This is a genomic window from Ruegeria sp. C2 (genome assembly GCF_056537765.1).
Genome location: NZ_JBQFRZ010000003.1, coordinates 232,157 through 250,334 on the forward strand (window position 1 = coordinate 232,157; position 18,178 = coordinate 250,334).

General features: G+C 58.3%; 18 protein-coding genes. 10 read left to right on the forward strand and 8 right to left on the reverse strand.

Going from position 1 to position 18,178, the window contains the following annotated elements; translation table 11 throughout:
* Nucleotide 1: 1 nt before the first annotated feature.
* The 6 genes from ACR0IV_RS13340 to ACR0IV_RS13365 form a co-directional block, all read right to left on the reverse strand.
* The gene (locus tag ACR0IV_RS13340) at nt 2-769 is read right to left on the reverse strand and encodes an SDR family NAD(P)-dependent oxidoreductase (protein WP_480658770.1); all 768 of its coding nucleotides are present in this window, start codon (nt 767-769) and stop codon (nt 2-4) included.
* Nucleotides 769-2,478, reverse strand: a complete 1,710-nt coding sequence (locus ACR0IV_RS13345) for an IlvD/Edd family dehydratase (protein WP_480658769.1) — start codon at nt 2,476-2,478, stop codon at nt 769-771. Before ACR0IV_RS13345 ends, ACR0IV_RS13340 begins: the two co-directional genes overlap by 1 nt.
* A gap of 11 nt (nt 2,479-2,489) precedes the next feature.
* A complete protein-coding gene (gene melA, locus ACR0IV_RS13350; protein WP_480658767.1) occupies nt 2,490-3,830 on the reverse strand; it encodes an alpha-galactosidase in 1,341 nt (446 codons plus the stop codon).
* A gap of 22 nt (nt 3,831-3,852) precedes the next feature.
* Nucleotides 3,853-4,701, reverse strand: a complete 849-nt coding sequence (locus ACR0IV_RS13355; protein WP_480472646.1) for a carbohydrate ABC transporter permease — start codon at nt 4,699-4,701, stop codon at nt 3,853-3,855.
* 1 nt (nt 4,702) lies between these two features.
* Nucleotides 4,703-5,629 carry a carbohydrate ABC transporter permease gene (locus tag ACR0IV_RS13360; RefSeq protein ID WP_480472648.1) on the reverse strand — a complete coding sequence of 309 codons (927 nt, stop codon included), beginning with the start codon at nt 5,627-5,629 and terminating at the stop codon, nt 4,703-4,705.
* Between the two features lie 96 nt (nt 5,630-5,725).
* Complete coding sequence (locus tag ACR0IV_RS13365) at nt 5,726-6,985, reverse strand: ABC transporter substrate-binding protein (protein ID WP_480658764.1); 1,260 nt, start codon at nt 6,983-6,985, stop codon at nt 5,726-5,728.
* A gap of 150 nt (nt 6,986-7,135) precedes the next feature.
* Between ACR0IV_RS13365 and ACR0IV_RS13370 the strand changes: the two genes are divergently transcribed.
* From ACR0IV_RS13370 to ACR0IV_RS13400, 7 genes are all read left to right on the forward strand, one after another.
* Nucleotides 7,136-7,930: an IclR family transcriptional regulator gene (locus ACR0IV_RS13370; RefSeq protein WP_480658762.1), complete on the forward strand. Its 795-nt coding sequence runs from the start codon at nt 7,136-7,138 to the stop codon at nt 7,928-7,930.
* Complete coding sequence (locus tag ACR0IV_RS13375; protein WP_480658760.1) at nt 7,927-8,985, forward strand: ABC transporter ATP-binding protein; 1,059 nt, start codon at nt 7,927-7,929, stop codon at nt 8,983-8,985. The genes ACR0IV_RS13370 and ACR0IV_RS13375 overlap by 4 nt, the downstream gene beginning before the upstream one ends.
* 162 nt (nt 8,986-9,147) lie before the next feature.
* Nucleotides 9,148-10,107: a dihydrodipicolinate synthase family protein gene (locus ACR0IV_RS13380; RefSeq protein ID WP_480472654.1), complete on the forward strand. Its 960-nt coding sequence runs from the start codon at nt 9,148-9,150 to the stop codon at nt 10,105-10,107.
* On the forward strand, nt 10,098-11,027 hold the full coding sequence (locus ACR0IV_RS13385) for a 4-hydroxyproline epimerase (RefSeq protein WP_480658757.1): 930 nt from the start codon (nt 10,098-10,100) through the stop codon (nt 11,025-11,027). Before ACR0IV_RS13380 ends, ACR0IV_RS13385 begins: the two co-directional genes overlap by 10 nt.
* On the forward strand, nt 11,024-12,259 hold the full coding sequence (locus ACR0IV_RS13390; protein WP_480658755.1) for an NAD(P)/FAD-dependent oxidoreductase: 1,236 nt from the start codon (nt 11,024-11,026) through the stop codon (nt 12,257-12,259). Before ACR0IV_RS13385 ends, ACR0IV_RS13390 begins: the two co-directional genes overlap by 4 nt.
* Before the next feature lie 10 nt (nt 12,260-12,269).
* Nucleotides 12,270-13,292: a trans-3-hydroxy-L-proline dehydratase gene (locus tag ACR0IV_RS13395; protein WP_480658753.1), complete on the forward strand. Its 1,023-nt coding sequence runs from the start codon at nt 12,270-12,272 to the stop codon at nt 13,290-13,292.
* Nucleotide 13,293: 1 nt separating this feature from the next.
* Nucleotides 13,294-13,980, forward strand: coding sequence for a GntR family transcriptional regulator (locus ACR0IV_RS13400; RefSeq protein WP_480658751.1), 687 nt, complete (start codon nt 13,294-13,296; stop codon nt 13,978-13,980).
* Here ACR0IV_RS13400 and ACR0IV_RS13405 read toward each other — a convergent pair.
* On the reverse strand, nt 13,968-14,549 hold the full coding sequence (locus ACR0IV_RS13405; RefSeq protein WP_480472664.1) for a YceI family protein: 582 nt from the start codon (nt 14,547-14,549) through the stop codon (nt 13,968-13,970). The genes ACR0IV_RS13400 and ACR0IV_RS13405 overlap by 13 nt on opposite strands.
* 98 nt (nt 14,550-14,647) lie before the next feature.
* On the opposite strand from ACR0IV_RS13405, the gene ACR0IV_RS13410 reads away from it, so the two are divergent.
* The 3 genes from ACR0IV_RS13410 to ACR0IV_RS13420 are packed head-to-tail and all read left to right on the forward strand — an operon-like array spanning nt 14,648 to nt 17,038.
* On the forward strand, nt 14,648-15,172 hold the full coding sequence (locus ACR0IV_RS13410; RefSeq protein ID WP_480472666.1) for an RNA polymerase sigma factor: 525 nt from the start codon (nt 14,648-14,650) through the stop codon (nt 15,170-15,172).
* Nucleotides 15,169-15,906 (forward strand): hypothetical protein, encoded by a 738-nt coding sequence (locus ACR0IV_RS13415; RefSeq protein ID WP_480658748.1) that lies wholly within the window; start codon nt 15,169-15,171, stop codon nt 15,904-15,906. Before ACR0IV_RS13410 ends, ACR0IV_RS13415 begins: the two co-directional genes overlap by 4 nt.
* A 52-nt stretch (nt 15,907-15,958) precedes the next feature.
* A complete protein-coding gene (locus ACR0IV_RS13420; RefSeq protein ID WP_480658746.1) occupies nt 15,959-17,038 on the forward strand; it encodes a helix-turn-helix domain-containing protein in 1,080 nt (359 codons plus the stop codon).
* Nucleotides 17,039-17,072: 34 nt separating this feature from the next.
* Here the strand turns inward: ACR0IV_RS13420 and ACR0IV_RS13425 are convergent, their stop codons facing one another.
* Complete coding sequence (locus ACR0IV_RS13425; protein ID WP_480658744.1) at nt 17,073-18,149, reverse strand: DUF2793 domain-containing protein; 1,077 nt, start codon at nt 18,147-18,149, stop codon at nt 17,073-17,075.
* Nucleotides 18,150-18,178: the final 29 nt, after the last annotated feature.

Consider the following 18,178-nt stretch of genomic DNA (forward strand, 5'->3'; position numbering starts at 1 on the left):
ATCATCCTGTTGTCACCACACCGCCATCAACCACCATGCATTGGCCGGTCATCGCATGGCTGGCCTTTGACGCAAGAAACAGTGTCGGCGCAACCATATCTTCGGGTTTGAGGTGTTCTTTCAGGCATTGCCGCTCCAGATGCGCGACCAGATCTTCGGGCGTTGCCCACATATCCAGCTGCTTCTGGGTCAGCACCCAGCCCGGAGCCAGCGCATTGACCCGGATGTCCTGCGGCCCCAATTCGCGCGCCAATGAACGGGTCATGCCAGTGATCCCCGCATTCGAAGTCGTGTATATCGGATAACCGGAATTGCCCATCAGATAGCTGATCGAGCTGAAATTGACGATCGCCCCACCTTTATCCTTCATCTGACGCGCAGCTTCCTGACAGGCAAAGTAATAGGCCTTGAGATTGACCTCGATCATCCAGTCCCAGAACTCGGGCGTGGTGTCTTCAAGCCCGTGGCGCTTATCGTTGGCCGCATTGTTGACTAACACGTCAAGCGGGCCATGCGCCTCAGCCGCTTGTTGCATGGTGGCGTGCAAAAGCTCGGTGTCGGTCATATCGCCCTGCAGGAACAGAGGTGCTCGCCCGTGCTTTTCACGCATTTCATCAACAAAGGCACTGGCGTCAGAGCGGCCGATGAAGGCGACCTGAGCACCTTGTGCCATGAAGCCGTCCGTCAGCGCGGCCCCAAGCCCAGAGCCGCCGCCGGTAATGTAAACCGACGCTCCGTTCAGGTCATGGAAAGTGGCGGGTTGGGTCATCAATGGCTCTCTCTGGTCACAAGGCGGGTGTCTTTTCCAACAAGGAAATCAAGGTCGGCACCCTGATCCGCTTGCAGCACATGGTCGATATAGAGTTTCGCGTAGCCGCGGGTGTAATGCGGATCGTCCGGTTGCCAGGTGGCGCGGCGGGCGTCCAGTTCTGCCTCATCGACCAGAAGTTCCATCTCGCCCTTGCTGGCCGACACGCGGATGCGATCACCGGTTTTAACCAGCGCCAATGTGCCGCCTGCCTGTGCCTCGGGGCTGACATGCAGGATGACGGTTCCATAAGCAGTGCCTGACATGCGCGCATCCGAGATGCGGATCATGTCGCGCACACCTTCCCTCACCAGCTTGGCGGGGATCGGCATATTGCCAACCTCGGGCATGCCGGGATAGCCCTTGGGCCCGCAGCCCTTGAGCACCAGAATGGTTTCAGCCGTCACTGGCAGGTCGTCGCGGTCAATGTTCGCCTTCAGGTCTTCGATGTTTTCAAAAACGTAAGCTTCTGCTTCGGTTTCCAGCAGCGCGTCAGTGGCTGCCGATGGTTTCACGATGGCCCCGTTGGGCGCAAGATTGCCGCGCAAAACACGCAGGCCAGCAGCGGGTTTGACCGGATCAGCGAAGGGGCGGATGACATCGGTGTTATAGCACTCGGCTCCTTCATAATGGGCCGATATATCCTTGTTCAGGACAGTTTTGGCCGGGCGTAAGAAGGATTTGAGTTCGTTCAACACGGCTGGCACACCACCAGCATAGCAGAAATCTTCCATCAGGTACTTGCCTGAGGGCATGCAGTTCACCAGCAGCGGGATTTCGGTTCCGAGTTCGAAATCCTTGAGCGTCAGGTCAACGCCGACGCGTCCTGCAAGCGCCAGTAAATGCACGACCGCGTTGGTTGAGCCTCCGACTGCAGCATTGGTCAGAATGGCGTTCTCGAACGCCTCTTTGGTCAGGATGTCCGAAGGTTTGAGGTCTTCGTCCACCATCTCGACAATCCGCTTGCCGGTCAGATGCGCCAGCGCCATACGGCGGGCATCGACGGCGGGCAGGGCCGCATTGGTGGGCAGGCTCATACCCATTGCCTCGACCAGTGAGGCCATGGTGGAAGCTGTGCCCATGGTCATGCAAACCCCGGCGCTACGCGACATGCCCGACTCGGCGTTCATGAAATCCTGCAGGGTCATCTCTCCTGCACGGACCTCTTCCGAGAACTTCCAGACATCCGTGCCCGAGCCGATATCCTTGCCCTTGAATTTCCCATTCAGCATCGGGCCGGAGCTGACTACGATGGAGGGCAGATCGACTGAGGCTGCACCCATCAGCTGCCCCGGCGTGGTCTTGTCACATCCGCCCAGCAGGACAACGCCGTCAATGCCATAGGCGCGGATCGATTCCTCGACATCCATCGCCAGCAGGTTTCGGAACAGCATGGCCGTGGGTTTCATCTGGGTTTCGCCCAGCGACATAACGGGGAATTCGAGGGGGAAGCCGCCGGCCTCCCACACGCCACGTTTGACACCTTCGGCCAGGTCGCGCAGGCCCGAATTGCAGGGTGTCAGTTCCGACCATGTGTTGCAGATGCCGATAATTGGGCGTCCGTCAAATGCGTGGTCAGGAAAACCCTGATTTTTCATCCAGGACCGATGGATGAACCCGTCTTTGTCGAGCTTCCCGTACCAGTGTTCCGAGCGGCGTTTCTTGGTCATTGATTGCCCCTTCAAGCGGCTTTGGCGGGCTGGCACCAGTCGGGCAGCCAGTCTGAATGAGCAGTCAGAAGATCTGTTACCAGATTGCGAATCTGGCGCAGGTCCAGCTCGGCCGCTGTGTGCGGGTCCATCATCGCAGCGTGATAAATGTGCTCGGAGTTCTGTTCAACCAGCGCACGGACGGTGAGTTCCTGAACGTTGATCTGGGTCCGCATGAGCGCGATCAGTTGCGATGGAATGTCAGTGACGACGGAAGGTTGCACGCCATTGCTGTCCACCAGACAAGGGGTTTCGACCGCAGCACCAAGGGGCAGTTGCGGGATTTGGCCGGTGTTGGGCAGGTTGCCATAGGCCGTGTAGGGGGTGTCGGTTACGATAGCGTTCATCAGATCAGCCGCGAATTCGTGGCTGCGGGTGACTTGGATATCGCGGCCATCGGTCAGGGTTTTGGCCTGTTCTTTCCAATTCGCAACCTGCTCAACGCAGCGGGTAGGGTATTCATCCAGCGGGATCGAGAATTGCTCGATCAGATCATGCCGCCCGTCTTTGATGAACCACGGCACATATTCGGCCAGATGTTCCGAGCTTTCGGTGCAGAAATAACCCAGATGGTCCATCACCTCATACCGCACCTTGTTCGGGCAACGTGGCATCAGCAACGGGGGTTTGGGCAGTGCACCCTGCGCATAGCCCTGGCGGAGGGCGGGGTAGAGATCGCGACCCTGATGTTCGAGGCGCAGGAAGAAGGCGACGTGATTAACGCCAGCGACCTTATAGCGGAACTCGTCTTTGGGCAGGTCGAGGTCATGGGCCAGTTCCTCGACCGTGTTCTGGACCGAATGGCAGAGCCCGACATGTTTAAGCGTTGGGAATTGCTCGGCCAGCGCCCAGGTGTTGATCGCCATCGGATTGACGTATTGCAGCAGTGTCGCGTCGGGGCAGAGTTGCATCATATCTCTTGCTACGTCCCACAGGACTGGGACCGTACGCAGCCCGCGCATGATGCCTCCGACGCCAAGCGTGTCAGCGATGGTTTGGCGCAGCCCGTACTGTTTGGGGATTTCGAAATCTGTGACGGTGCAAGGTTTGTACCCTCCGATCTGGAAGGCAGTTATGACGAAGTCGGCCCCTTCAAGCGCTGCGCGGCGGTCGGTATGGGTCGATACCGTAGCGCCTGTCCCGACTGATCGGATCATGGCGCGCGCTACTGTTTCGCTCTCGGTCAGGCGTTGAGGGTCGATGTCCATCAACGCAAAATGGCTGTCGGCCAATGCCGGGGTCAGCAGGGCATCGCCCACGATGTTCTGCATGAAGATCGTGGAACCCGCGCCGATAAAGGTGATCTTGGTCATCGGGCAAACCTTTGGTTTGACGTTATTTTACGGCACCGAGGGTCAAACCCGCGATGAAGTGTTTCTGCATCAGGAAGAACATGGCCACCGGCGGCAGCGCCGCGACGATGGAACCTGCACTCATCAATTGATAGGCGGCGCGGAATTGCGCATTGAAGCTGGTGATCCCTGCCGTAACAGGTTGGCTTTCCGCGCCCTGGGTCAGAACAACCGCCCAGAAATAGTCGTTCCAGATGAAGGTGAAAATCAGCACGCTGAGCGCTGCAATTGCTGGTTTCATCAATGGCAGGACGACGTACCAGAAGATACGCCATTCGCTGATGCCCTCGACTCGCGCCGCCTCAATCAGCTCAAAGGGCAGGGCGCGGATAAAGTTGCGCATGAAGAGCGTGCAGAAGCCAGTCTGGAACGCGATGTGAAACAAGACCAGACCGGTTTTGGTATTGTAGAGACCCAGTTCCAGCGTCAGGTCGCGCACCGGGACCATGAGAATCTGGAAGGGTACAAAATTACCTGCCACGAACATGAAGAAGATCCAGAGATTTGATCTGAATTTGTAGATACCCAAGGCGAACCCGGTCATGCAGCTGAGTGCGACCGCGCCAATCACCGTCGGAACGGTGATAAGAAACGAGTTCATCAGATAGCGCGGCATGTCCGAGTTGAAGAAGACTTGCCCGTAGTTGACTGCACCCTCAAAGCTGGACGGCAGGCCCCAGTAATTCGCGTTGGTGAAGTCTGCTGCCGGTTTGACTGAGAACAGGGCAACCGCCAGCAGGGGGCCGAGCCATAGCAGCAAGGCCAGAGGTAGCATGGCCTGATAGGTAATTTGTGCCGCGCGGGGTTGTTTTTCGATGGGTTTGGGAAACATCTCAGTGCCCCTTCTCTTCACGATACATCGACCACAGGAAATAGGCGATGAAGCAGAGCATGATCAGGAACAGGATCACGGCGATGGCCGCGCCATATCCCATGCGGAAGCCGTATTCGGACAGCGCGACCTCGAACATGTAGTAGGCCAGAACGCGAGACGACCCGAACGGACCGCCCTGAGTCATGATCGAGATTAGGTCGAAGCTGCGCAGCGCGCCGATGATGGTCACGACAAAGGCGATGAAGGTGGCAGGGCGCAGCTGCGGCAGAATGATGTGCCAGAGCATCCGCCAGCCTTTTGCACCGTCCAGACGCCCGGCCTCGATCTGTTCGGGATCCACGGCGTTGAGGCCGGTGAGGTAGAGGATCATGCAGTAGGCTGTCTGCGGCCAGAGGCCGGCAAAGATGATGCCGTAAGTCACGAAGCGCTCGTCGCCCAATACGTTCAACGGTCCCATGCCAAACAAGCCGAGGAATTCGTTCAAAAGCCCGAAGGTCGGGTCATAAAACCAAGTGAACACAAGGCCGACGACGACTTGAGAAATAACGAATGGGAAGAAAAACAGCGATTTATAAAGGCGGATGCCCCAAACTGTCTGATTTAGAAACAGTGCGATGAAAAGACCCGCTGGGATCGCCGCCAGGTACAGGATCAACCAGATCAGGTTGTTCTTGAGCGAAATGTAGAATGCGTCCCGGTCGACCCACTCCCAGTAGAGGTCCTCGTAATTCCGAAAGCCAACGTATTCCGCCGCACCCAGCCCGTCCCATTCGTAGAGAGAAAGGTTGAAGGATTGGAAAACCGGGATGATCACATAGACCATGAAGAACAGCAGGCCGGGGGCCAGAAACAGCCACGGCGCGATGCGTTGTTGGTTTCTGTGGAACCAGCTTTCCTGTTCGGGGACGTCTACTGCAGCTGTCATGAGGACTCTCGGGTCTGGTGGGGTGAAGGCGGGCTGAAGCCCGCCCTACGATTGTGCTTGGCATAGGCCAGGCTTCAGCCCGGCCTACATTCCAAATCAGTTGTCGTAGATGCGCCCGCGTGCACGTTCCAGCTTGGCCAGAATACGGTCAACATTGTCGGGCTTGACCATGAATTCCTGAAAGCCTTCCATCGACACTTTGGCCATTTCAGCAGGCGCGTCGCGATCCCAGAACTGGGCAACGCCGCCGGGGCTGTTCGACGACAGCATCTCGAAACCTTGCAGCAGGAACTTATCGTCATCCACCGAAGACTGCGCGTTTACCGGAAGCTGGCCGAGATTTGCGCCGTTGTTGATTTCGGATTGCTCATCCGCGGAAACCACAAAGCGCAAGAACTCGCGCGCGGCTTCCTTGTTGGAAGCATTGGCCGGGATGTGGAACGTGTCGGTCGGCGCGTCTTCGGCTAGTTCTACATCGGGGTTGATGGCGACGAACTGGTAGAAATCCAACTGATCATCGGACAGACCAGCCTCGCGCAGCGGGGCCACGGCGAAGTTACCCATCAGATAGGCCGTGGCTTCGCCGTTGACCATGAAGGGCAGGGCCTCTTGCCAGCTATATGTCTGGTGGTTGTCGATAAACGCGCCCATATCGATCAGCTGCTTCCAGTTGGCGAAGGTCTGCTTGACGCGATCATCCTCCCAGCTGATTTCGCCATTGGCGAGCTGGTTGTGGAAGTCGTAGCCATTGGTGCGCATATTCAGATAGTCGAACCAGCCGCCAGCGGTCCACAGGAACTTGGTCCCGATGGTGTAGCAAGCGCGTCCCGAATCGACGATCTTCTGGCAGTTTGCCAGCTCTTCTTCCCAGGTGGTTGGCTCGCTCAGGCCCAGCTCATCGAAGATGTCTTTGCGATAGTAAACGCCCCACTGATAATAGGTATAGGGCACGCCCCATTGCTTGCCGTCGATGGTCATCGCACCTTTGGTCGAGGCTAGGTTGTCTGCAATCTCAGGCTCGGCCCAGAGATCGGACACATCTTCGAAAAGACCAGCCTCCACATAAGGTTTCATCCGGTTCGCAGCATACCATGTGGCGACATCAGGCGTGTCCGCCGTCAGGAAGTTGCGGATTTGGGTCTTATAGGCTTCGCGGTCGATCACCGTGGTTTCGATTTCCAGGCCGGGGTGCTCTGCCGCAAAGCGCTCGATCATCGCTTCCATTGTCGCGCGGGGCGCAGGGTTCGACGTGTCGAGGAAAATGCGCAGCTCGCCCGAGAGCTCGGCAACGGCCGGAGCCGCGATTGCGACGCTCATGGCCAGCGCAGCCGTGGTGCGCTTGAAGATGGAATGCATGGTTTCCTCCCTTTTGCTTCCATTCTGGTGTTTTTAAGTTCCAAATAATGAAACCGTGTTTTATATATTGAAAACTACACATCGACTCGGCTAGTCTTGTCAAGACCCTCGTGGCCTGGCCGCAGGGAAAGTGGAGGAGAATAGGCACCCGTGGCAGGTGACGGTACAATCGGAAAAGCATGTGATGTGCTGGAGCAGGTGGCGTCGTTCGATCGCCCTGTTCGATTTGCGGAACTGCTGGAAAGCAGCGAGTTTCCCAAGGCAACCCTCTATCGGTTTCTGCAATCACTGACCAATCAGGGGATGTTGTATTACGATCCTGACCGGCAGACCTATTCCCCGGGCATGCGCCTCGTGCGTCTGGCGCATTCGGCCTGGACTCAAAGCTCACTGGCGCCGATCGCGCGGCCGTTCCTGGATGTGCTCAGCCAGGAAACTGGCGAGACGGTGCATCTGGCGCAGCTCGATTCTGGCCAGGTTCTATATGTAGACAAGCGAAACGCGCAGCGACCAGTCGAGATGTATTCCGAGGCCGGAAAAGTCGGCCCGGCTTATTGTACCGGCGTCGGCAAGGCGATGATGGCCTATTTGGATGAGGGCCTGCTGCAGAAAACGATTTCGCAGCAGAGCTTTCATCGGTTCACCGACAAGACGCTGACCTCGGAAGCTGCCTTGCGCGCAAATTTGGAGATGATCCGCAACAGGGGCTATGCCGTTGACGATGAAGAGCACGAACCCGGCATTATCTGCGTGGCCTGTCCCATTCTGACGCCTGGTGGGCGCGTGTTGGGTGCGCTTTCGATCACCGGATCGACCGGGCGGATGAATTTCGAACAATTGGAATCATGGGTTCCCCGCGTTCGGCGTGTAGCCGAACAAATCGGAACCGAAGCACAAGCGTGGCGGTTCCCCGAGAGCCAGAAGAACAGGATACAAGCGACATGACAGGTGTAACCCTGAAGAACGCGATCAAGCGCTATGGCCAGACTCAGGTCATCCACGGGATCGATTTGCAGATTGAAGATGGTGAATTCTGTGTCTTCGTTGGCCCTTCAGGCTGCGGCAAATCCACATTGCTGCGGATGATAGCCGGGTTGGAGGAGACCTCGGACGGAGAGATTCATATCGGCGCACGCGATGTCACGCATATGGATCCGGCGAAGCGTGGTGTGGCGATGGTATTCCAGACCTATGCGCTCTATCCACATATGACCGTGGCCGAGAATATGGGTTTTGGCCTGCGGATGAACGGTGTGGCGAAGGCCGAAATTGATCAGAAGGTTCAGGAAGCCTCGGGTATTCTCAAGCTCGACCAGTATTTGAAACGCAAGCCCAAGGCTCTGTCGGGTGGTCAGCGTCAACGAGTAGCCATCGGTCGCGCTATTGTGCGTGGCCCCGAGGTATTCCTGTTCGACGAGCCCCTGTCCAACCTCGACGCAGAATTGCGGGTGGAGATGCGGGTTGAGATTGCGCGTCTGCACCAGGAAATCGGTGCGACAATGATCTACGTGACGCACGATCAGGTCGAGGCGATGACCATGGCCGACAAGATCGTCGTGCTGCGGGATGGGCGAATCGAACAGGTCGGAGCTCCGATGGATCTGTACCGCGATCCTGACAATAAATTTGTCGCTGGTTTCATCGGTTCGCCAGCGATGAATTTCCTTGAATGTGATGTGGTCGATGGAACCGTGCGCCATCCGGCCTTGTCTGAATCCATCCCGGTGACGAATGGTGTGCCGTCCGGTGCCACGAAGGTAACATTGGGCATTCGCCCCGAGCATATTCAGGTCGATCGCAACGGAGAGTCCTGCACTGTGGACCTGACCGAAGCGCTTGGCGGTGTGTCGTATTCCTATTTGCTAACCCCAAATGGTGATAAACTGATCGTTGAAGAACGCGAAGATCAGCGCAGCAAGAATGGAGAGCGGATCGGTATCTCGTTCCGCCCGGAACGCGCCATGATGTTCGATCCGGAGACCGGGCAGAGGTTGCGCTGAGCATCCAATCTGTATGCCATGAACTTACGCGGGTCATTAGCTTTCAAAGCTTCTGGCCCGTTGCGTTGTGTGCCGCTGAAAAGAGGCACAAATCTATTTATGGATTTTGTATCCAATATCCGATACTGAAGATTCGTGCGCTCAGCGAATGGAGACCCTGGAATGCCAAACACCGTATTCACCGGCACGATGCCCGCCTTGATGACCCCCTGCACCTCCGCTCGCCAACCGGATTTCGATGCGCTTGTCCGCAAAGGACAAGAGATGATCGCAGCCGGGATGTCAGCCGTGGTCTATTGCGGCTCGATGGGGGATTGGCCCTTGCTGACTGACGCCCAGCGGATGGAAGGGGTTGAGCGTCTGATCGATGCCGGGTTGCCGGTTGTGGTCGGTACCGGGGCGATCAACACGAAATCCGCGGTTGCCCACGCGGCCCATGCGCAGAAGATGGGCGCGGCGGGGCTGATGGTGATCCCGCGGGTGTTGTCGCGGGGCAGCTCGCCTGCAGCGCAGAAAAATCACTTTAAGGCGATCCTCGAAGCCGCACCGGATGTGCCCGCAATCATCTACAACAGCCCGTATTATGGCTTTGCCACGCGGGCCGATCTGTTCTTTGCTCTGCGCGCCGAGCATTCCAATCTGGTTGGGTTCAAAGAATTTGGTGGCAAGGATGATCTGCGCTATGCCGCCGAGAATATTACCAGCCAGGATGATCAGGTCACGCTGATGGTCGGCGTCGATACCGAGGTCTACCATGGCTTCGTCAATTGCGGTGCAACTGGCTCAATCACCGGAATCGGCACCGCTCTGCCGCGTGAGGCGCTTTTGCTGGCTGCACTGTCTCAGAAAGCAGCTGCAGGCCATGCCGAGGCGCGCCAACGCGCGCAAGAACTGACCGAGGCGATCCATGTATTGTCGAGCTTCGATGAAGGCCCTGATCTGGTGCTTTACTACAAGCACCTTCTGGTGCTGAACGGAGAAGACGAATACCAACTGCATTTCAACGAAGGCGATGCGCTGACAGACGCGCAGCGTAACTACTGCGAGCAGCAATATGCGCTGTTCCGCGGCTGGTTCGCCGATTGGTCGAGGCAGGGCGGAGTGATTGCCGAATGCATGTGATCGACAGCCATACCGGAGGTGAGCCTACGCGGGTCATTCTGGACGGCGCCCCCGATCTTGGCACCGGGCCTCTCGCCGAGCGGGCGCGTCGGTTGGCGACCGAACATGAAGCCTTCTATCGCTCGATAATGCTTGAACCCCGCGGACAGCCGGCCATGGTCGGCGCGTTGTTGGTTGAGCCGGTGGATACCTCCTGCGTGACCGGCGTGATCTATTTCGATGTGGACGCGGTATTGGGCATGTGTGGGCACGGCACGATAGGGCTGGCCGTTACCTTGGCGCACTTGGGGCGGATTGATGTCGGCACGCACCGTATTGAAACCCCAGCGGGAGTGGTGACGGTTGAGCTTCATGATGCAAACACCGTCACCGTGACCAATATCGAAAGCCGCCGGGTCCGGAAGAACGTGTCGTTGGATGTGCCCGGACATGGGTCGATAGCGGGCGATATCGCTTATGGCGGCAATTGGTTCTTTATCGTCGATCCCAGCCCGATCCCTGTGACAACTGAGAATATCGGTGCGATGACCGCGTTGACTATCGCAATCCGTGAAGCCTCGATTGACGCAGGGGAGGGAGGCGAAAATGGTGAGCCTGTGGATCATGTGATCCTGCAGGGACACTCGCCCAGCGGGGCGCATAGTCGAAATTTTGTGCTTTGCCCGGATGACAACTATGACCGCTCACCCTGCGGCACCGGCAGTTCCGCGCGGCTGGCGTGTCTGGCTGCGGATAATCAGTTGGCTGCCGGAGAGGGGATTGTGCAGGAAAGTGTCATCGGCAGTTCTTATCGCTTATCCTATCAGCCGGGCCCAAATGGCGGGGTGATCCCACGTATTACCGGGCAAGCCTATATCATGGCCGAAGCCACATTGATCTTCGGCAGGCAGGATCCCTTCCGCACAGGCATTGAGACGTGACCGAACTGGTCATCATAGGGGCCGGTGTCATTGGCATCACCACCGCGCTGGAGTTGCAGCGCAGAGGGCATAAAGTCCGCGTGCTGGATCGAAAGGGCGTCGCGTCCGAGACCTCGGCCGGGAATGCCGGGGCCTTTGCCTTCCCCGAAGTGGAACCCTTGGCAACGCCCGGAATTATGCGCAAGGCCCCGAAATGGCTGCTTGATCCGCTTGGTCCATTGTCGATCCCACCCGCCTATGCCCTGCAGATCGCGCCATGGATGTACCGGTTCTGGCGCGCCAGCAGGCGGGACCGATATGAGAGCCTTCTGGACGCTCAGTCCAAGTTGATGGACTTGTCCTCAACCGCGCTGGGGCGATTGATCCCTTCGGTCGACGGCGAAGAGAGGATGCAGCGCGACGGGCAGATGCAGCTTTATGAAAGCGAGGCCGAATTCCGTGCCAGCCTGCCCACATGGGAGTTGCGTCGCCGCCATGGGATAGAGTTCGAGCTGTTGGAAAGCCCATCGGCGATTGCCGAAAAGCAACCGGGCCTCAGCCCCCGTTTCACGCATGCGGGGTTCACGCCCGGCTGGTTCAATACGGTCGACCCCAAAGCCTGGGTCGAGCATCTGGCGTGGGTATTTCGTGAACGGGGAGGAACGATCGAACAGTGCGAAATCCGGGCGCTGGAACCGCGCGATGCCGGTGTTGAAATCATCCACGCCGAGGGCAGGATTGCAGCTCCGCATGTGGTCGTCGCAGCCGGGGCGTGGTCGCACCACCTTGCGCGAACTCTCGGTGATCATATCCCGCTGGAGACAGAACGCGGGTATAATACGACGCTGCCCAAAGGTGCTTTCGATCTTCGGATGCATCTGACCTTTTCGCGTCATGGTTTCGTCGCGAGCCGTATCAATGGTGGTGTTCGCATCGGAGGTGCGGTTGAGCTTGGTGGCCTGAAATTGCCGCCGAATTACAAACGAGCGGACATTCTGTTGCAAAAGGCCGCGCAATTTCTGCCGGGCCTCAAAACCGAAGGCGGCACGCAATGGATGGGTTTCCGGCCATCATTACCTGATAGCATTCCAGTCATCGGGCCGTCGGCCAGGTCCGCGAACGTCTTTTATGCTTTCGGTCACGGTCATCTAGGGCTGACTCAATCGGCTGGAACAGCCGAATTGATCGGCGCACTGATCGATGGCCAGGAACCTCCGATCTCGTTGCATCCATACTCTGCCAACCGTTTCTGAAGGGGATCTCATGCGCAGCACAAAGACCATTCACGTCGTATCGGCCCATGCCGAAGGAGAGGTCGGTGACGTGATTGTCGGAGGTGTCGCACCTCCACCCGGCGACACGATCTGGGATCAGCGCAACTTCATCGCCTCGGACCAGACCTTGCGCCGTTTTGTATTGAATGAACCGCGCGGAGGCGTGTTTCGGCACGTCAATCTGCTGGTCCCGCCCAAGCATCCTGACGCGGATGCTGGGTTCATCATCATGGAGCCCGAAGACACGCCGCCTATGTCGGGCTCAAACTCAATTTGCGTTTCAACCGTGTTGCTCGATAGCGGGATCATCCCGATGCAGGAGCCCGAGACACACATGACGCTCGAAGCACCCGGAGGGTTGGTCCGCGTGCGGGCGAAGTGCCGCAATGGCAAGGCCGAGCGTATTTATGTTCAGAATGTCTCAAGCTTTGCGGACAAGCTAGACGCCCGGATTGAGGTTGAAGGGATTGGTAGCTTGCGCGTCGACACCGCCTTTGGTGGCGACAGTTTTGTCATTGTGGATGCCGCAGATCTTGGCTTTGCATTGACGCCGGATGAAGGTGCAGACTTGGCCCGCACTGGTGCCGGGATCACCGACGCTGCAAATGAGCAGTTGAGTTTCAACCATCCCACCAAGGATTGGAATCACATCTCGTTCTGTCAGATTGCTGGGCCCTTGCGAAGAGAAGGTGAAATCCTGACCGGCCGCAATACGGTTGCCATCAAACCGGGCAAGCTGGATCGTTCGCCTTGTGGCACGGGGGCCTCGGCGCGGATGGCGGTGCTGTTGGCAAAGGGGCAGATGTCAGCGACCGACCGGTATCATGCACGCTCGGTAATCGACAGCGAGTTCCGCTGCCGAATCGTGAATCAGCACGATCTGAACGGTCGTAATGCGATTACCCCGGAAATATCGGGCCGGGGCTGGATCACCGGCACGCATCAGCACATGCTGGACCCGGATGACCCGTGGCCGGGCGGCTACCGTCTGAGCGACACCTGGGGTGCGTAACATGGGATCCAAACGCGCCATTGCCCGCCAAAGCCTGCCTGATGTGATCGCCAGCGATCTGCGTGAACGTATCCTGAGCGGTGAACTGGCCGAGGGCGAAACCATCCGGCAAGAAGCGCTTGCGGAAGAATATGATGTGTCCCGTATGCCAATACGCGAAGCCCTTAAACAATTGGATGCCGAGGGGCTGGTCGTCTTGACCACAAACCGAGGCGCGACGGTCACCGAGCATTCGCTGGACGAGATAGCCGAGATATTCGACCTGCGGGTTTTGCTTGAAGTTGACCTGTTCCGGCGCGCCATCCCTGCGATGACCACTGTAGAGTTTGCAGAATGCAAGGATATCCTGAAACAGATGGAGGCATCATACGACGCAAACGATGTTGGCCAATGGGGTGCGCTGAACCATCGTTTTCATACAGCTCTTTACGCTGCGGCGGGGCGCGGCTTGACCAATGAACTGCTGCATCGGGTATCGCTGCAATCCGATCGCTACATTCGCATGCATCTGAGCGTGATGCAGCAGCGCGGGCCTGCCCGCAAAGAACATCGGGAGCTGTTGCAGCTGGCGCAGGCCGGTCAGACTGACGCGGCCTGCGCTCTGCTTGCGACGCATATCGGGCGAACCAAAGAAGAACTCATTACACTGATGACAGCCCGTCGCGCCACAGAGTCTCAGCCCTCCTGAGTGAACATCAGGCGTGCTGTGACGGGGACGGTGCGGGTGATGCTGGGCAGTTGCGCCAGTTCCATCAGCTTGTCGACACCAGGGGTAACCCCTGCATCCTCGGCGCTGATAAAGACCATGTCATTGGTCGATACCATGACTGCATCCTCGCCGACGCGCAGGATGAACATGTCGGTGTAGAAATCGACCTCGGTGCCTACCAGCGACAGTTTGGCGTCTACTTCCATCACGGTGGTTTCCCCTACGGCCAATTTCGAGACTGCGTCCATATCGATCTGGGCCGTCAGCGTTGCAGTGGCGGCCTTGCGGAAGACATGCTCGATCATGCGTTCGTTGCGAATGTCGATATTGGTCTCAACCGAAGACAAATCGATATCGATCTCGACCTTCCCGTCTTCGCTTACGTGACCCGAGAGATTTGAAAAGGAGTTAACCTCTCCCACATCCTCGATTTTGACTGTGCCATAGGCCAGATGCGAGGCGTCAGAATCCAATGTCCAGTTGGCCGCAAATGCGGGCATTGCAACAATTGCCGACGCAATCGTGAATGTTTTCAGCAGAAGTTTCATTTCTTTCCTCCAGAGTCTATGTCAGTTCAAACCAAGCGGGCCCGGTCCCATGTCAAAGCAAACACACACAGGTCGCGATTTATTCGATGAGTGTTGAAATGAGTTCCGAACAAGCCGTACGCGGCGCGATCCAGACCCACTCCAAACGGGTCTGGCGTTTTGGGCTGGCTCTGTCGGGCGCTTCGGATATTGCAGACGATTTAATGCAGGCGACTGCGTTGCGGGCGTTGGAGAGGCACCATCAGGTCACTTCTTATGACCGTCTGGACAGCTGGCTGATGACGATCTGCCGCTCGATCTGGTTGAACGAAATCCGCGCACGTTCGGTTCGAAAGGCGCAGGCGCTGTCCGTGACGCCCGAATCTGAATTAATTGCATCCGGACCCGATTCAGAAACGAATATTTTCGCCGCTCAGGTGTTTACACAAGTGATGCAACTGCCAGAAGCGCAGCGCGAGACGGTGATGCTTGTATTTGTCGAAGGATACAGTTACCGCGAAGCTGCTGCTATGCTGGACGTTCCCATCGGTACGATCATGAGCCGGTTGTCCAATGCCCGGCAGAAACTGAAATCCGTGATGCAGCACGACGGGGCTGACATCGTGCGACGGAGTGGCAAATGAAGTTTTCAGATGAGACGCTTCTGGCCTATCTGGAAGGCAGTCTTGAGGAGTCGGAGGCCCGCGCCATCGAGGACGCAGTGGCCGATGAACCGGCGCTGGAATCGCGCCTGATGGCACTCGATCCGTTCGCTGCTGCGGTTCAGCAGGCCTTTGAGGATGTGCCCGCCAAGACGCCGCAGGTCGATCTGCCCCAACCTGTCGCGACGCAAAGCTCTGCTGGGCCTATGCGCCTTTTGGCAGTTGCGGCTTCGGTTGCAGTCATAGCGGTTTCAGCCACATTCTGGGCCACACGCCCTGCGGAACTGGGCTGGGCCGCGCAGGCGGCGATTTACCAGTCGCTCTATGTGCCGGAAACCATCGCCTCGCTGAATAATTCGCCCGAGGCGCTGGACGCACAGTTTGCCCGCGCCGAAGCAGAGTTGGGCCGTTCGCTGAACCGGGATGTGCTTGAGGCGTTGCCCGGGCTTGATCTGAGGCGGGCGCAGGTGCTGTCGTTCAAAGGCAAACCGCTGATCCAGATCGTTTTTGCGGACGCACAGGGTCAGCCCTTTGCGTTCTGCATTATCCGACAGGGTGAGGGTGCGCCAGCGAAGGATGTGAACCTGGCTGTGCTCAGCGGGCTGGCAACAGCCACCTGGGCGGGCGATGGCTATGGCTATATGCTTTTGGGCAGCGACCCGCAGACCGATCTGGGTAACGAGCTTAGCATCCTGACCGAGACCTTTACCGGCTGATCAGTTCGAATACCCCTTGTGAACTGCCGTAAATGGTCGAAGAATATCGGCCATGACGCCTAAACCTCTGACATCGGATCTGGATGACGAGGCCACCGAAGAGGGGCCCCGCAGTATATACGACACCGATCCGCCGGAAGATGAAGATCTGTGGTTTCTTCCTCCGCCTGATGACGAAAACCCCGAAGATCTGCTGACACCGGGGCCGCGGCCCGAGCAGACACTTTTGTTCGATCCCCGAGACTGGCGCGCGGCGCAATCCGAACTTTCCGCCGATCTTGCGGATCTTGCCCTGACCTTCGGTGCGTTGGATGAGCGGTTGAGGGCAGGCCCGTCGGGCTGGGGGCATCGGTTGGCATTGATGGAGGTCTCGGACCTGGGCTGGTGGACCGGCGACCGGATCGGGGTCGATCGCCTGGCGCTTTGGACGGGGTTGCGGATCGGGGCGACGAGTGATGATGTTCAGGCCCTCTATCGCGCAGGCTGGGCCGTGCGTAGGCTGACCTCGGGCGCTGGCCCCTCGGACGGCGGATGGGAGACAGGTCTCACCGCATTTCTCGATCGTCAGGCGCAAGGGATTGAAGATACGCCTGAAGCGGTCGCCGATCTGGCCGAGGTGATGCGCAGCGCGGACGGATTGCATCCGGTCACGCAGGCCGCTGTTGGCTTTCACGCATGGAGGGCATTTTCCCCCGGAATCGGACAGGACACCGAAGCCGCGATCGTCGCGAACCGGCACGCGGCAACGATGGGGCGCGGCGGGGCGTTGTTTATGCCGCTGGCCTTGTCTGGACCGGGCGCTTTACGCGGCTCCGGAACAGTTGAGGAAAAACTGGCGGCCTGGGTGCGTGGGGCGGGGCAGGCCGCACTTGCCGCCTTGCTGCATTTGGACCGGATCAGCGCATGGGAAACGCGCGCGCGCGATGCAACGTCAGACCTGAGTGGGCGCACACCGCCCGTTTTGATCGATGCACTAACGGCCTGGCCGATGGTCTCGGCCCCGCTGGCCGAAGAACTGACTCAATCCTCGCGCGCCGCCGTTCAGCGGAATCTGGACAAATTCACCCGAAGGGGTCTGATCCGGGAGGTTACCGGGCAAGGGCGGTACCGCGTCTGGACTGCAGATTTGTGATCGCCCGGACCATCGGTCCGGACGATATGAAGGCTTAGAACCAGCGGCCAATCGCGATAAGTGTCGGTGACAGAGTGGTTGCATCAGATGTTGCAGATATCACTTGATAGGTGACCTCTGTCTCAGACGGCGTATTGAAACCAAGGAACCGGTTGAGCCCGCCACCATTGCCGCTGATGCCGGGTGCCGTGCCCGAAGCGAAAGCGATGGGGAAATCCCAGTTTGCAAAGCTGCTGGCAAAAAGGACCCCGGTTGCCGTGGTGCACCCAACCGCGCCCAATGTCGCTGTACAAATTTGGGTGCCATCGGCAAAGCGCACATAATCGCCGTTCGCGCTGCTGCCACGTTCGATAACGGCCCCGCCGGGGGTGCCGCCAGTTTCCGAGACCACGCCCAATACGTTGCCGGGCCCATAGCCATAATCTGCACGCATCAAGCGCCCCGGCGTGGTGTCGTCAACGCTGCTTTGCACCGCCGCGCCACTTGCGGTGCCATTGCTGGCATCGATCCGCAATGCCTCGGTCCAGCTTCCGCCGTCGGGTGAAACTTTGATCGCAAATTCGGTGCTGCCGGACAGGCCCATTTCGGCATGGCCGATCCAGTTCGACTGGAACAGCAACGAGGCCGTATCACCAGCACCCGCCTTGTTGATCTTCAACTGATGCCCGCTTCCCTCGTGGGTCAGCAACGTGGCCGGGCTGCGCACCGCCAGCCGGTTGGTGCTGTCGGACCCTGTGGTGATCCCGACACCAGACAGGTTTTGCGTACTGACGGGCGGGTCAATCCAATCCGATCCGTTCCAGACCTTGATCTGACCCGATCCCTGATCCCAGGCCTGCCAACCAATGCCGGGCGTCACGAAATGCCAAGCATTGTCGATCCACGCGGCCAATTTACCGGCCTGACCGCTCCAGTCGCCGGTTGGAGAAGCCCCCAAGGCGTGGATTTCACCCTGATCCGGTGCGGCCGGCGGAACTGTGGAATTCAACGCCGCAAGGCTAAGTTGCACGACCAGATCCAGCGCCCGCAGCGCTTCGTTATGGGTGACATGTTTCTGGGCCTGCGCGGGTTGCAGATAGGGCAGGTTCAATCGGGGTGAGTTTTGTGGCACGGGCGTCCTCCTATGGCTGTCGGTCCGAC

Coding starts and splice junctions, on each gene's coding strand:
- ACR0IV_RS13395 (WP_480658753.1), top strand. CDS start 12,270: ATGCGCAGCACAAAGACCATTCACGTCGTATCGGCCCATGCCGAAGGA.
- ACR0IV_RS13345 (WP_480658769.1), bottom strand. CDS start 2,478: ATGACCAAGAAACGCCGCTCGGAACACTGGTACGGGAAGCTCGACAAA.
- ACR0IV_RS13360 (WP_480472648.1), bottom strand. CDS start 5,629: ATGACAGCTGCAGTAGACGTCCCCGAACAGGAAAGCTGGTTCCACAGA.
- ACR0IV_RS13400 (WP_480658751.1), top strand. CDS start 13,294: ATGGGATCCAAACGCGCCATTGCCCGCCAAAGCCTGCCTGATGTGATC.
- ACR0IV_RS13405 (WP_480472664.1), bottom strand. CDS start 14,549: ATGAAACTTCTGCTGAAAACATTCACGATTGCGTCGGCAATTGTTGCA.
- ACR0IV_RS13380 (WP_480472654.1), top strand. CDS start 9,148: ATGCCAAACACCGTATTCACCGGCACGATGCCCGCCTTGATGACCCCC.
- ACR0IV_RS13340 (WP_480658770.1), bottom strand. CDS start 769: ATGACCCAACCCGCCACTTTCCATGACCTGAACGGAGCGTCGGTTTAC.
- ACR0IV_RS13365 (WP_480658764.1), bottom strand. CDS start 6,985: ATGCATTCCATCTTCAAGCGCACCACGGCTGCGCTGGCCATGAGCGTC.
- melA (WP_480658767.1), bottom strand. CDS start 3,830: ATGACCAAGATCACCTTTATCGGCGCGGGTTCCACGATCTTCATGCAG.
- ACR0IV_RS13420 (WP_480658746.1), top strand. CDS start 15,959: ATGACGCCTAAACCTCTGACATCGGATCTGGATGACGAGGCCACCGAA.
- ACR0IV_RS13385 (WP_480658757.1), top strand. CDS start 10,098: ATGCATGTGATCGACAGCCATACCGGAGGTGAGCCTACGCGGGTCATT.
- ACR0IV_RS13355 (WP_480472646.1), bottom strand. CDS start 4,701: ATGTTTCCCAAACCCATCGAAAAACAACCCCGCGCGGCACAAATTACC.
- ACR0IV_RS13375 (WP_480658760.1), top strand. CDS start 7,927: ATGACAGGTGTAACCCTGAAGAACGCGATCAAGCGCTATGGCCAGACT.
- ACR0IV_RS13410 (WP_480472666.1), top strand. CDS start 14,648: ATGAGTTCCGAACAAGCCGTACGCGGCGCGATCCAGACCCACTCCAAA.
- ACR0IV_RS13415 (WP_480658748.1), top strand. CDS start 15,169: ATGAAGTTTTCAGATGAGACGCTTCTGGCCTATCTGGAAGGCAGTCTT.